The organism is Pedococcus sp. 5OH_020 (assembly GCF_027812955.1).
In the GTDB taxonomy this organism is placed as follows: domain Bacteria; phylum Actinomycetota; class Actinomycetes; order Actinomycetales; family Dermatophilaceae; genus Pedococcus.
The window spans coordinates 1-12,882 of sequence record NZ_JAPYZV010000014.1 but is presented as its reverse complement, the minus strand read 5'-3'; the positions used below and the strand labels follow the sequence as shown (position 1 = coordinate 12,882).

General features: G+C 71.1%; 15 protein-coding genes. 8 read left to right on the top strand and 7 right to left on the bottom strand.

The annotated features are described in order from the left end of the window. Positions 1 to 23 precede the first annotated feature (23 nt). The 3 genes from PHA84_RS19250 (at position 24) to PHA84_RS19240 (ending at position 2,071) form a co-directional block, all read left to right on the top strand. Positions 24 to 443, top strand: coding sequence for a DUF1003 domain-containing protein (locus PHA84_RS19250; RefSeq protein WP_270889763.1), 420 nt, complete (start codon positions 24 to 26; stop codon positions 441 to 443). Between the two features lie 597 nt (positions 444 to 1,040). Then, positions 1,041 to 1,526 (top strand): cysteine dioxygenase, encoded by a 486-nt coding sequence (locus PHA84_RS19245; RefSeq protein WP_270889762.1) that lies wholly within the window; start codon positions 1,041 to 1,043, stop codon positions 1,524 to 1,526. Further along, a complete protein-coding gene (locus PHA84_RS19240; protein WP_333742396.1) occupies positions 1,523 to 2,071 on the top strand; it encodes a rhodanese-like domain-containing protein in 549 nt (182 codons plus the stop codon). The genes PHA84_RS19245 and PHA84_RS19240 overlap by 4 nt, the downstream gene beginning before the upstream one ends. Before the next feature lie 42 nt (positions 2,072 to 2,113). On the opposite strand, the gene PHA84_RS19235 is transcribed toward PHA84_RS19240, so the two are convergent. Genes PHA84_RS19235 through bcp form a run of 3 tightly spaced genes read right to left on the bottom strand, consistent with a single transcriptional unit; the run spans position 2,114 to position 3,204 of the window. After that, entirely contained in the window at positions 2,114 to 2,410 is a 297-nt protein-coding gene (locus PHA84_RS19235) for a GroES family chaperonin (RefSeq protein WP_270889814.1), read from the bottom strand. A gap of 25 nt (positions 2,411 to 2,435) precedes the next feature. Beyond that, complete coding sequence (locus PHA84_RS19230) at positions 2,436 to 2,705, bottom strand: DUF3618 domain-containing protein (protein ID WP_270889761.1); 270 nt, start codon at positions 2,703 to 2,705, stop codon at positions 2,436 to 2,438. Positions 2,706 to 2,733: 28 nt separating this feature from the next. Beyond that, complete coding sequence (gene bcp, locus PHA84_RS19225; RefSeq protein ID WP_270889760.1) at positions 2,734 to 3,204, bottom strand: thioredoxin-dependent thiol peroxidase; 471 nt, start codon at positions 3,202 to 3,204, stop codon at positions 2,734 to 2,736. Between the two features lie 119 nt (positions 3,205 to 3,323). On the opposite strand from bcp, the gene PHA84_RS19220 reads away from it, so the two are divergent. From PHA84_RS19220 to PHA84_RS19205, 4 genes are read left to right on the top strand one after another with little or no spacing between them, the layout of a single operon-like run. Further along, a complete protein-coding gene (locus PHA84_RS19220; RefSeq protein ID WP_270889759.1) occupies positions 3,324 to 4,013 on the top strand; it encodes an energy-coupling factor ABC transporter permease in 690 nt (229 codons plus the stop codon). Further along, positions 4,010 to 4,405, top strand: a complete 396-nt coding sequence (locus PHA84_RS19215) for a PDGLE domain-containing protein (RefSeq protein WP_270889758.1) — start codon at positions 4,010 to 4,012, stop codon at positions 4,403 to 4,405. The genes PHA84_RS19220 and PHA84_RS19215 overlap by 4 nt, the downstream gene beginning before the upstream one ends. 50 nt (positions 4,406 to 4,455) lie before the next feature. Further along, a complete protein-coding gene (cbiQ, locus tag PHA84_RS19210) occupies positions 4,456 to 5,169 on the top strand; it encodes a cobalt ECF transporter T component CbiQ (RefSeq protein ID WP_270889757.1) in 714 nt (237 codons plus the stop codon). Next, positions 5,166 to 5,915, top strand: a complete 750-nt coding sequence (locus PHA84_RS19205; RefSeq protein WP_270889756.1) for an energy-coupling factor ABC transporter ATP-binding protein — start codon at positions 5,166 to 5,168, stop codon at positions 5,913 to 5,915. The genes cbiQ and PHA84_RS19205 overlap by 4 nt, the downstream gene beginning before the upstream one ends. Positions 5,916 to 5,918: 3 nt before the next feature. On the opposite strand, the gene PHA84_RS19200 is transcribed toward PHA84_RS19205, so the two are convergent. The 4 genes from PHA84_RS19200 to PHA84_RS19185 form a co-directional block, all read right to left on the bottom strand. Next, positions 5,919 to 7,301, bottom strand: a complete 1,383-nt coding sequence (locus PHA84_RS19200) for a CoA transferase (RefSeq protein WP_270889755.1) — start codon at positions 7,299 to 7,301, stop codon at positions 5,919 to 5,921. A 40-nt stretch (positions 7,302 to 7,341) separates the two neighbouring features. Next, positions 7,342 to 7,941, bottom strand: coding sequence for a DUF1684 domain-containing protein (locus PHA84_RS19195; RefSeq protein WP_270889813.1), 600 nt, complete (start codon positions 7,939 to 7,941; stop codon positions 7,342 to 7,344). Between the two features lie 139 nt (positions 7,942 to 8,080). Further along, a complete protein-coding gene (locus PHA84_RS19190) occupies positions 8,081 to 9,535 on the bottom strand; it encodes a glycoside hydrolase family 3 N-terminal domain-containing protein (RefSeq protein ID WP_270889754.1) in 1,455 nt (484 codons plus the stop codon). A 97-nt stretch (positions 9,536 to 9,632) separates the two neighbouring features. After that, entirely contained in the window at positions 9,633 to 11,567 is a 1,935-nt protein-coding gene (locus tag PHA84_RS19185; protein ID WP_270889753.1) for a histidine kinase N-terminal 7TM domain-containing protein, read from the bottom strand. Positions 11,568 to 12,033: 466 nt separating this feature from the next. Between PHA84_RS19185 and PHA84_RS19180 the strand changes: the two genes are divergently transcribed. Further along, positions 12,034 to 12,789: an alpha/beta fold hydrolase gene (locus tag PHA84_RS19180; protein ID WP_270889752.1), complete on the top strand. Its 756-nt coding sequence runs from the start codon at positions 12,034 to 12,036 to the stop codon at positions 12,787 to 12,789. Positions 12,790 to 12,882: the final 93 nt, after the last annotated feature.

Genomic DNA, 12,882 nt, shown 5'->3' with positions numbered 1-12,882 from the left:
GGAAGAGCGGTCATAGTGCTCCCATGGCACTGCCCGACCGCACCACCCATCGCATCCACCCCGTCAACGCCGCGCTGAGGGCCAACAGGGCCGCAAGTCTTCAGCTCAAGCTGGCGGACCACATCACGTCATTCGCCGGCTCCATGAGGTTCGTCTACCTCCACACCGTCGTCTTCGTTGTCTGGATGACGCTGATCGAGCACAGTCCGTGGCCCACGCTGACCCTCATCGTGTCGCTCGAGGCGATCTTCCTGTCGACCTTCGTGATGATCGGCCAGAACCGGCAGGCAGCCTTCCAGCAGGCGAAGGCGGACCACGACTTCATCGAGTCGGAGCTTGAGCTGAAGACCAACACCGAGCTCACCCGCCAGATCCACGCCCTCACCGTCGAACTGCACCGGCGGGTGATGTCTGCCGCGCCCCCGACCACCGGCGGCTCCTGACGCCGAGCCGGGGAGAGGGAAGCGTGGTCCCGTCCGGGTCCCCGACCGGACGGGACCAGCCTCCCCCCGACTCCGTCGCGTCGACCTGTGGGAGCACACTGCCGCGACCGAGCAGGCCCACCCGGTCAGGCACCTCTGCGAGGCACCTGGCAGAGCAGGCTTCGGGGAGAGAGACGTCTGTCTCGCAGAACGGTGACGCCGCCACCCCGGACCGGGCGGCGGTCACCTGCCCCGCGGTCGCGGGCCAGGCCGATCAGCGGGTCCACGAGGCGAGACACCGCTGACCAGCCGTGGACGGGCCGGCCCGGCGTGTGCTCCACTGGGCGCATGTCTCCCACCACCGCGGCGACGCGCGAGCACATGGCCTCCCTGTGCTGCGGCGTCATGCGGTGTCGCTGCTGCGCCTGACCTCAGCCCGCGCCAGCCTGACGCTCGCCCGCCGCGGCGTCCGAACCCGGAGACAGACCATGGCCACCAGCCACACGGCATACCGCCGGATCCATCTCGACCTGCTCCTCACCGAGGGCTCGCTGTGTCGTCGAATGCGTTGCCACCACACGCATCCCGACATCCGAACCTCGACACAGGAGCAGCACCATGACCACCATCACCACCACCGGAACTCCCGGAGTCAACCGCTTCACGCGTAGCCAGCTGCTGCGCACCGCCCGCCTCTTCGCGACCGACCCTCACCTCGCAGACCTCGTCGACCTGGACGGCGACGACCGGACCTGGCGCCGTCTGGACACCACCGACCATCTGGAGATCTGGCTGATCGGCTGGCCGGTGGGCTCCAGCACCGGGTGGCACGACCACCTCGAGTCCGACGGCGCCTTCCTCACCGTCACGGGACAGCTCGCGGAGCAGAGCTGGAACGCAGGCACGTTCCATGAGCGCTACCTCTGGGATGGCGAGGGCCGGTCGTTCGGTGGCCACCACGTCCACAACGTCACCAACCTCGGTGAGCGACCTGCGCTCTCGGTCCACGTGTACTCCCCCGCTCTGCGGGGGATGACGCGGTACGCCGTCGCGGGCGACACCCTCGAGGCTGTCGGAGTCGAGCGCGCCGGGGAGCAGTGGTGACCACCACAGCCACCGCCGTGGCCCCAGCGACCGCCGTGGCGCCAGCGACCGCCGATGCCACGGCGACCGCCGTTACCAGGGCTGGCGTCGGGCGGCACTGGGAGACACGGCTGTTCAGCGACCCCGACCTACCGGGGCGGCGGTGGGCCGCGCCGTCCTACGACGGGGTCGACGACCTGCTGGCCGACGCGCGAGGTCGGCTCGTGCGGGTCAGCGCACGGGCGGCGTACCAGGAGGCGCTCCACGGCCGTGCCCTGCTGGTCGACATCCGTCCCGCGGCGCAGCGTGCCGCTGAGGGCGAGGTGGCCCGGCACCTCTCACCCCTGGTCGTGGAGCGCAACGTGCTGGAGTGGCGGTTCGACCCTCGCCACGAGGCCCGGCTCCCCGTGGCGACGTTCGACGCCCGGGTGGTCGTCCTCTGCCAGGAGGGCTACACGTCCTCGCTGGCCGCAGACTCGTTGCTTCGGCTGGGCATCCGGCGTGCCACCGACGTGGTAGGAGGGTTTCGGGCCTGGCGGGAGGCAGGGCTCCCGGTCGCGTCCTGACGCCCCTACGTCTCGCGGCGTGACCCCCGAGCGGCGTGACTCCTACAGGTACAGCCCCGTCTGCCCGTCGCTGACCCGGGCGGCGGCCACTGCGTGGATGTCCCGCTCGCGCAGGAGGAGGTAGTCCTTCGACTGCAGCTCGACCTCCGCCCGGTCCTGCGGGTCGAACAGGACCCGGTCGCCGACCTCGAGCTGACGGACGGTCGGGCCGATCGCCACGACTTCGCCCCAGGCGAGTCGCTTGCCGATGCTCGCCGTCGCCGGGATGACGATGCCGCCACCGGACCGGCGCTCGCCCCCCTCGCCCTCCAGGGAGACCAGCACTCGGTCGTGCAGCATCCTGATCGGCAGCCGGCCGACCTCCTCAGCCACGGCGGCGGCGGGCCACTCCGAGGCCGATCAGAGCGACGGCAGCAGCGGCGAGGGCAGCGATGCGCTCAGTCCGCAGCTCACCGGTGGGCGTGCGGGTGGCCTCGGTGAACTTCGTCTTCGCCGACTCCACCTGCCGTCGGGCGATCTCCTGCGGCGCGGTGCGAGCATGCAGCTCGTCGACCGTGCCTGCGAGCCGGCTGCGGGCCTCGGCGATCTCCTGCTCGATCTGCTCCACGGACTTCGTGCGGCTGCTCTCACTCATGGGGGCTCCTCGGCCGGTTCGGTGGGCGTCAGTCGAGGCCGAGGTCACGGCGCAGCTTGGCGACGTGTCCGGTGGCCTTGACGTTGTACCAGGCGTGCGACACCTTGCCCTCCTCGTCGACGACGACGGTGCTGCGCAGGACGCCCTCGACGGTCTTGCCGTACAGCTTCTTCTCACCGAAGGCGCCGTACTCGTTCATCACCGCCTTCTCCGGGTCGGAGAGCAACCTGATGGTCAGGCCGTCCTTCTCCCGGAAGGCGGCCAGCTTCTCCGGCGAGTCGGGGGAGATGCCGAGGACCTCGTAGCCCTCCCGTCGCAGGGAGCTGATGTTGTCGCTGAAGTCGCACGCCTGGGTGGTGCAGCCGGGCGTCATGGCCGCCGGGTAGAAGTAGACGATCACCTTCTGCCCACGCAGGCCTGACAGGCTGACGCGGTCACCCTCGTCGTCCGATAGCGTGAAGTCGGGGGCGGTATCGCCGGGGCTGAGTCGTGCGGTCACGGAGCTCCTCACCTCAGGGGGCTTGTCTAATTGCGAATGGTTTGCAATAAGGTGGACAGGTCACTGCGGCCAACCTATCCCAGCCGCAGCGCGAGCACCTGAGCAGGCAAGGAGACCCCATGCATGTTCCCGACGGCTTCCTCGACGTACCGACATCGATCGGGACCGGGGTCGTCGCCGCGACGGGCGTCGCCCTGGCGCTGCGCGGTGCGCGTCGCGAGCTGGACGACCGGACCGCTCCTCTGGTGGGGCTCGTGGCGGCCTTCATCTTCGCCACGCAGATGCTCAACTTCCCTGTCGGGGTCGGCACGTCGGGGCACCTGCTCGGTGGCGCCCTGGCCGCCGTCCTGGCGGGTCCGTGCAGCGCCACACTGTGCCTGTGCGTCGTGCTGCTCGTGCAGGCGCTCCTCTTCGCTGACGGTGGCCTGACCGCTCTGGGTACCAACGTCACGCTGATGGGCCTGGTCGGCGTATGGGTCGGCTGGTCCGTGTTCCGGGGCGCCCAGTCCATCCTTCCTCGCCGGGTCTCCTCAGTGGTGCCCGCAGGGGTGGTCGGTGCGTTCGTGTCCGTCCCGGTCGCGGCGCTGGCCTTCGTGCTGCTGTACGCCGTGGGCGGCAGAACGCAGCTGCCGCTGGAGTCCCTCGCCGTCGCGATGCTGGGATGGCACCTGCTCATCGGCGTCGGAGAGGCTGTCATCACCGGCTTGGCGCTGTCCGCGATCTTGGCCGTCCGTCCGGACCTCGTGTACGGGGCCCGCCGCGTCCTCCAGCGGCGTGAGCTCACCATCCGGGAACAGGTACCGGCATGACGTGGAGGACCGGCGCACCTACGGACGTGCGTGACTCAGCCCAGGACTCGCGGCAGGGCTCACGGCGTCCTGGCACGGTCAGTACCCGCGCGGTGGTCGTCGCGGGCCTCCTGGTTGCGCTCTTCCTGGCCGGCGTCGTGTCGTTCTACGCCTCGCGCCATCCGGACGGCCTGAGCTACGTCGCCCAGAAGCTGGGTCTGGCGAGCCAGCACCGGCACCCCGCCAGCGGCTCCCCCTTCGCCGGGTACACCACCAAGGGCGTCTCCGACCGGCGGCTCTCCAGTGGCGTCGCCGGTGTCGTCGGCGTGCTGCTCGTGGCGTCGCTGGGCAGTGCGCTGGCACTGTTCCTGCGACGGCGCGGTGAGCACGTCGACCGAGCCGACCGGTCGTAGCCGTGGGCGCTGGACACGGCCATCGCCTGCACTACCACGGACACTCGCCGGTGCACCTGCTGCCGGCCCACACCAAGATCGCCGCCCTCCTCTGCTTCGTCCTGGTGGTGGTGGCCACCCCCGCACAGGCCACCTGGGCCTTCGCCGTGTACGCCGCCCTCCTCGTGGTGGCGGTCCGAGCCAGCGGCGTGCCCTTCGGCTATATGGGGCGTCGCATGGTCGTCGAGGTGCCCTTCGTCCTCTTCGCCGTGCTGATGCCCTTCGTCGCGGCAGGGCCCCGGGTGCACTGGGGCCCTCTGTCCCTGTCCGAGCCAGGTCTTCTCGGAGCCCGGGGGCTACTGGTGAAGGGGACCCTGGGCGTGGTGGCCTCCCTGCTCCTCGCATCGACCACCGAGCCGTCCGACGTGGTGGCCGGGCTCGACCGGCTTCGGCTTCCCCACCAGCTCGTCGAGATCATGAGCTTCATGGTGCGGTACCTCGAGGTGGTCACCGGAGAGCTCGCGCGGATGAAGGTGGCCCGGGAGTCGCGCGGGTTCCGCCCGCGGTCCCTGGGCTCGTGGCCCGTCCTCGCGTCCACAGCGGGTGCTCTGTTCATCCGCTCCTATGAGCGCGGCGAGCGCATCCACCTGGCCATGGTGTCGCGGGGGTACACCGGCCGCCTGCCCGTCGCGCACCCACTCAGCGCGTCCGTCGCCCAGTGGCGGCTGGCCGCGACCGTTCCCGCCGCAGCCCTGGTCACGTTCCTCGTCGCGGTGTCCCGGTGACGGATCCGGTCCTCGACGTCAGGGGGCTGGCGTACGCCTACCCGGACGGCCACCAGGCGCTCTTCGGCGTGGACCTGCACGTCCACCACGGGGAGCGTGTCGCGCTGCTCGGCCCCAACGGTGCCGGCAAGACGACCCTGGTGTTGCACCTCAACGGGATCCTCACGCCAGGCGCTGGCACCGTGGAGGTGTCCGGGCTGCCGGTCCGCCCCGAGAACCTCCGGGAGGTCCGGCGGCGGGTCGGGGTGGTGTTCCAGGACCCCGACGACCAGCTCTTCATGCCCACGGTGCGGGCGGACGTGGAGTTCGGTCCCGCCAACCTCGGCCTCCGCGGAGCCGAGCTCGAACGCAGGGTGGTGAGCTCCCTGGAGCGCGTCGGCATGAGCGACTACGTCGACCGCCCGCCGCACCACCTCTCCTTCGGGCAGCGCCGGCGGGTGGCCGTGGCCACAGTCCTGGCGATGGAGCCGGAGATCCTCGTCCTGGACGAGCCGTCGTCGAACCTCGACCCGGCCTCCCGGCGAGAGCTGGCGGACATCATCCGCTCCCTGGACGTGACGGTCCTCATGGTGACGCACGACCTGCCCTACGCCTACGAGCTGTGTCCGCGTTCTGTGGTGCTCTCCGACGGAGTCGTGGTGGCCGACGGGCCGACGCGCGAGGTGCTGGTGGACGACGCGCTGATGAAAGCCCACCGGCTGGAGCTCCCCTTCGGCTTCGACCCCCGCACGGTCCCAGCGCCCTAGCGGTCAGGACGACACCTGGGGCACGTCCGCCCACCGTGCCTCGTCGCCTCCCCACCGCTTACCGACCCAGGCGAACCGGTCACGCCCGCCGTCGAGCTCGAACGCGGGCCGCGCCTGCACGACCGTCCCGTGCTCCGTGCGAGCACGCACGAGCCACGGCCCTGGGTCACGCACTGGCTGCGCCGGCACGTCGACAGCGTCGGTGCGCAGCAGCCAGTGCGCAGTCCGGGCCAGGTGGGCGGCCACGTGCCAGGTGCCGCCGGTGGCGCCTCGGTGGCGAAGCGCCGCCAGGATCCCGGCGGCCAGCAGGTATCCCGTGGCGTGGTCCAGAGCCTGCGCCGGAAGCGCCCGAGGGCGGCTCCCGTCCGGCGACTCGAGCAGGGCGATCCCCGTGGCGGCCTGGACGATGCTGTCGAACCCGCGGCGGTCTCCCCACGGCCCGTCGGGGGTCCAGGCGGAAAGCGCGGCGTGGACCACCTGCGGATGGGACTGCGCCAACCGCCGCGGCTCGAGCCCGTACGCGTCCAGCGCCCCCGGGCGGTACCCCGTCACCAGGACGTCCGCGCCGTCGAGCAGCTCGTGGAACCGGCGGCGCGCATGCTCGTCGTGAAGGTCGAGCAGCGTCGAGCGCTTTCCCGCATCGGTCTCCAGGTGGGCAGCGGTGAGCTCGGGCATCCGTGGGCTGTCCACGCGCAGGACGTCGCACCCCAGGTAGGCCAGCGTCCGGGTGGCCACAGGGCCCGCGATGACCCTCGTGAGGTCGAGGACCCTGGGGCGCTCGGGCACTGGCCGAGACGGCGCGTGACCCAGCCGCGTGACCGCGAGCAGCGGGTGGGTGTCCACCGCCGCGGCCGGCTCACCCTCCATCCACTCCCGCAGCGATCGCACCCGAACGGCGATCCCGTGGTCTCGGGTCACCGCGTCCTCGACGTCCTGGGCCGCCCGTGTGGCGATGGCCGCCGCGGCGTCCTCGCGGGTGGCGCTCGACGGCAGTCCCAGGGCTCGCACCAGGCGGTCCAGATGGTGCGGGTAGTTGGCGTGGGTCCGGACCCAGCCGTCGCGTGCCTCGAAGAACCCGGACAGGGGTGCGAACCCGGCCTCCCGGACGCCGTGGACGGTCTGGAGCTGGTCGTTGCGGAACGCCACCGCGACCTGCCGGGGGTCGACGTGCGCCCGGGCGTCCGCCGGCAGGGGAGCCTGCGAACCCGGGGGCACGGATCGGAGGGCGAGCCCCGCCAACGCGGCGGCCGCGACAGCCCCGGTGGCCAGCGTGCCCACGGGAAGCGCAGCGGCGAGCGCGTTACCGGGCCGCACGTCGAGGCGCTGTGCCACGTACCCGGGCTCCAGGCCCAAGGCGGGAAGCACCTCGCGCAGCAGCGGGTTCACGGCTCCGATGCTAGCCGCGGCTCCCACCCGTCAGAGGGCCTCAGTAGCCGTCAGGAAGAAGCTCCCCGACCGGCGTGGGGACCGCGAGACGGTTGGTCGCCGGGGCCAACGGACATACCCAGCGGTAGTCGTAGACGCACGACGGGTTGTAGGCGAAGTTGAGGTCGACCACCCAACGCCCGGTCTCGTCGCGACCGAGGTCGGTGCCCTTGACGGTGTCCAGCAGATAGCGACCGGCACCATACGTCTGCGCCCCCGCGGAGCCGTCTCGCACCGGCAGGAAGAGGCCACCGCCGTAGGAGTCGAGCCACCAGACGTCGAGCGTGCCCAGCCCCTCTAGCCGGACCCGGCCTGCACCTGCGAACGGCACGGTCCCGTCGCTGCCGGACGTGAACTCCCAACGCTCCTGGTCGGCCCTCTCGATCGGCACGACGAACCGGTACGCCCGGTCGTACGGCGCATGTCGCAGGCGCTGCCCCGCCCGGCGAGGCGAGGCGGGGTGCTCATGGAACAGCCGGGACCGCGTCTCGACCCACCTGTCATGCGCTGTGGCTGGATCGGTCTCCGCCCGGACCCGCGCGTACAGCGCATGCACCTCGCGTCTCCAGTCCGCGACATCGAGAGGGTCGGGGTAGGCCAGGTCCTCGATGTGGTCCAGGCGCTCGAGGTCGTCCAGGTGCTCGAGGCCGTCCGGGTCGTCCAGAGGGTCGGCGGGCGAGGTCACGCTCCATCCTCCCATCCACGGGTACCCCTACGGACGCCCCCGGCGAGCGCTGCAGTCAGAGCTGGGTGTTCAGGTACCGCTGCAGAAGGGTCACCGTGCGGCTGTTCCACGTTCCGGCGCCGTCGCGGTAGGTCCCGAGATAGCTCTGCAGGGCCGCCATCGACGCCGGTCCCCAGACGCCGTCCGCGACAGTGCCGACACGCCGCTGGAGGGCCCGCACTGTGGTGGCGTCCAGGCGACCTGTCCGCGTCACCCCCAGCCATCGCTGGAGGGCGGTGACCGTCACGGATCCCAAGTGTCCGTCGGCGCTCAGTCGGGGTGCCAGCAGTCCCTCAGCCGCCTTCGCCTGCAGGACGCGTAGCACCGATGCCTCGGCCCGGGCGCGGAACGAGGCCGAGCTCTGGTACCGCGACATCACCGCTGAGACCATGGCCGGCACCGTGGCCGGGTTCACCGCCAGGACCAGGTCACCTCCGGCGTCCAGGAACTTCAGTGCCCGAGAGCCAGCCGTCCACGCCTGCACCTGCCGCGCGTTGGACAGGTCGTCGCTGACGACCACGCCTCGGAACGCCAGGTCGCCGCGGATCATGCCGGTCACCACGGTCGGGGAGAAGACGGCCGGGTTGTGCGGGTCGATCTTGGCGTAGTAGGCCGAGGAGACCATGACGAAGCGGGCGCCCGCCGCCACCGCAGCGCGGAACGGCACGAGGTCTGCAGAAGTCCGCGTCGTGACCCGGTCGGTGACCCCCGCGGTCGTGTCGGTGTTCCCCGTCACGCGGCCCAGGCCTGGGAAGTGCTTCGCCGTCATGGCGAGGTCTCGCGAACGCATCGCGCGCAGGAACGTGGTGCCCTTGTCCGCCACGACCGACGGGGTGTGGCCGTACTCCCGGTCATAGCGGCCGATGGGGGCGTTCTGCGGTGCGAAGGCCGCGGACACGGTGTCCATCACGGGCGCGAGGTCCACGTCCACGCCGGAGCGCCTGACCTGCCCGCCCCAGGTCGAGGCCTTCCCGGCGAGTGTGGTGTCCGACCAGGTGCCTTGGGTGAGAGCGGTCGGCATCCGGGAGAACCCCGGCCCCTGCAGCACCTGGACGTACCCGCCCTCCTGGTCCGTCGCGACGAACACCGGGACGCCCGCAGTGGCCGCGCCCGTGGTGAGCGTGTCGGCCCGTGCGGTCAGCGCCCTCACCGGCGGGGCGCCCGACGTCGTACGACCGGTGAGGATGACGTTCCCCACGTGGTACCTGGTCACCAGGGACGCAGTCGCCGGGGAGATACCGGTCACGGGGGTGCCGACCATGAACAGCTGGCCCACCCGTTGAGCCGGGGTCATCCGGTCGAAGGCCGCCTGAGCGAGCGACGCGGTCGTGGCCGCCGTCGTGCTCATACCCGCGATGGAGGAGCTGGTCGATGCAGGACCCACCAGGTCCTCCCTCGGCGCCGCCAGCGCGAACGCGCCCATCGCAGCAGAGGCCGTCACCATCACCAGCGGTACGCGGAGCACGTTCATGTCACCCTCCCGGGAAGCCTGCCGCACGATGCACCCTGTAGGACGCTTGGACGACCGAAGCGGTTGGTGCCCGCCGAGGTGACGGTACGCCGTGCGGTCACTCTCCTGACGAGACGCTGCGAGCGTCCTCACGCGCTGCCGAGAGGCTCCCTGTCCACGGCGCTGAGGCGGCGACCGACGCGGTGGCCCCAGCCGGCACGGACAGCGCGAGCAGGGCGAGGTCGTCGCTCAGTGGACCGCTGTGGAACTCCCGCGCTGCCCGGGCCAGCCCCTCCAGAACGGGTTCGGGAGCCCCGCCGCCCGCGGCGCCCAACAGGTCGGCCACCCGGTCACCGCCGAAGAAGACGCCCCCGCGACGCGCCTCCACCAGGCCGTCGGTGAAGAGACAGAGCAGGTCGCCGGGCCCGAGCCGGACCGCGGTGTCGGTGAGCTCCGGCTCGTCGATGAGTCCGATGGCGGTGCCGACCTCGCCGACGGGGCGAACCCGCCCCGCGGCGGAACGCAACAGCGGCGGATGGTGGCCACCGAGGCACAGCCGCAGGTCCACCCCCGCCGCAGTCACGCGCGCCACGGCGTACGCCACGGTGCAGTAGCGCTCACCGTCCCCATCGCGCAGCAGTACGTCGTTGAGCCGTCGCAGCACCTCGCTGGGCCGGTCATGCTCGAGCGCCAGGGTGCGCAAGGTGTAGCGGACGAGAGCGGTCACGGCCGCCGCGGGGGCGCCCTTCCCGCTGACGTCGCCTAGCACGACCCCCCAGCGGCTGCCGTCGAGGGGGAAGACGTCGTAGAAGTCACCACCCACCTCGTGCGCGGCACCGGCCGGCTCGTACACCGCGGCCAGCTCGCAGCCCGGGATCGACGGCAAGCCGACCGGCAACAGGCTCGACTGCAGGGTCGCGGCGATCCGGGTCCGCTCGGCCAGCAGCTCGGCCGTCCGGTGCTCCCCCTGCCGGCGTTCGGTCACGTCGCGCAGCAGGACCAGCTCGCCCAGCTTGCGCGCTCCGACCGGTCCGGTGAGTCGCTGGCGACGCAGCTCCAGGTAGCGCAGATCCTCCCCGGCCCCGAGGGTCACCTCCGTGTCGTGCCGTACAGGGCCATCGGGCGTCTCTGACGCGGGGGCAGCCGTGGGGTCGGCAGGCAGCGGAAGGACCTCTGTCAGCTGGCGTCCGACGAGGTCGGCTCGGCGCAGCCCCAGCGCCGTCACCGCGGCAGGGTTGGCGTCGTTGACCCGTCCGAACGCGTCGCACAGGATCACCCCGTCGGCCATCGTGTGGACGACCAGACCCCAGGCGACGGACGACAGGTCGATCAGCCGCTCCCGGTACAGGCCCCAGACCAGCACAGCGCCGGTGAGTACGAAGGCGAACGGCGTGAGGTCCAGCCGCGCGAACGGGCCGACCTCGAAGTTGTAGAGAATGTTCACGGCCCAGGGGGCGAGCGCCGCGGTCACGAGCACGACGGCCGCGACGCGGTACGTGCGGGAGAGCCGCACCATCGTCCGGACGAACATCACCGTCGCCATGAGGAGGATGACGTTGCCGTAGACGAGGGTGGCCCAGAAGAGCGGGCCTGCCCCGACCACCGGTAGGCCGTTCGGTCCAGGACTCGCTCGGTAGAAGCGGATGAGGTCGTGCGTCGCGGGCACGGCCAGGAGGACCCAGACCAGGACCGGCTCGACGGCCAGCAGCAGGATCCGGGTTCGGGTCACCAGGTGCTCGCGCCCGGTGTAGAGCGCCACGAACACCAGCCACGCCGGGGCAAGCAGCTCGATGCCGACGTACTTGGCGTCGCCCCAGTGGCTCTGGACCCCGTCGGTGCTGGACAGCTCCATGGCGTATGCGGCGGCCCACCACGCCACCGAGAGCAGCATGACGGCCAGGGTCACCCCGGCGCGTGAGCCGCCCCGACGCGACACGTAGCCGGCCATGACGGCGAGCACGACCGCGGCTGCCACAGCAGAGGCCGTCAGCAGACCGAGCACACTCACCCCCTGGGCGCCTCGTCCGCGCAGGGAGCCGACACGTGTGCTCACCAGCCCGGACACAGTTCACAGCCGGCCCTTCGCCGGTGGAGCCGAGGCTAGTCCAGCGCTCCTGTACGGGTCTGGAGAACCCCAGGCTCTTGACCAGATCCATGCACTGAGCCTGTCACTGCCCAGGGCAGGCGCTGGCTGCACTCGTTATGAGGGTGCTGGTTGGGTGGTGTTGGTGCAGCTGGCCGCGTACTCCAGTGTCCCCGTGCGTGCGACTGCACTGCGCTTGTTCGCCGGATGGCCAGAGGTGACCCGCCAGAGGGCCACACATGCGACGTCACACCGGTGACCGGCGAGGTTGGCGGCGAACACGCACAAGTTGGCACCCTATCGGTCGCAAGCGAGAACTTGATCTGGTGAAACTGGCTCCATGCGCCGTGGTCTTCAGTCTGCAGAGCGCCCGACCGAACCACATGTCATCGAGGCAGCGTGCCTCGATGCCGCGGTTTGAGAGAAGGAGAAGCGTATGGCGACGTTCGTGCTCGTGCCCGGCGGTTGGCACGGCTCCTGGTCGTTTGAGGCCGTGGTTCCGCTGCTGGAGCGTGCCGGTCATGCCGTTCACGCCATGACCCTGACCGGTCTGCGGTCAGACGACGACAACGCGACGGTGGCGACCACCAACCTCGACACGCATGCCGACGACGTATTGCGGCTCCTTGATCGCGCCCACATCACGAGCGCGACGCTAGTCGGCCACAGCTACGGCGGAATGGTGATCGCCGCCGCCGCCGATCGCGCTGACGGCCGGGTCTCACGACTAGTGCATCTCGACGCCTACGTCCCGCGCGACGGCGAGTCGTGCTGGTCGTCGACGACCGAGCGCTACCGGGAAGCGTTCGTTGCCGGCGCTGCGACCACCGGCTACGCCGTCCGCCCACCGAAGGGCGGCGATCCCCGCCGCCGTCCCCATCCCCTGGCCTCGTTCCTACAAACGATCCGGCTCGCAGGCACGCTCGCCCAAGTCCCTCGTCGGGAGTTCATCTACTGCTCGGGATGGGAACACCGGACGCCGTTCGCTGAACTCCGCACCCGGCTCCAAGCCGATCCCGGTTGGCAGGTTCACGACCTCCCCACCGGCCACGACGCAATGCACGAGGCCCCCGAGGCGGTCGCCGCACTCCTGCTCGGCGGAGGCGCAGGTTCGGCGGCCCGCCCGACCACGTGTGTCGAGGATCCGATCGCTCGCGCGCCAGGACGTCGATCCGATGCTGCTGGCCGTTGAGCCGAAGCTTGGCCTTGGTGAGCGTCCCGCCCAGTGGTGGACTTTGGGAGTGATCGGCGGGGCTCCGGAACTGTAGGGGCCATCGGCGGGATC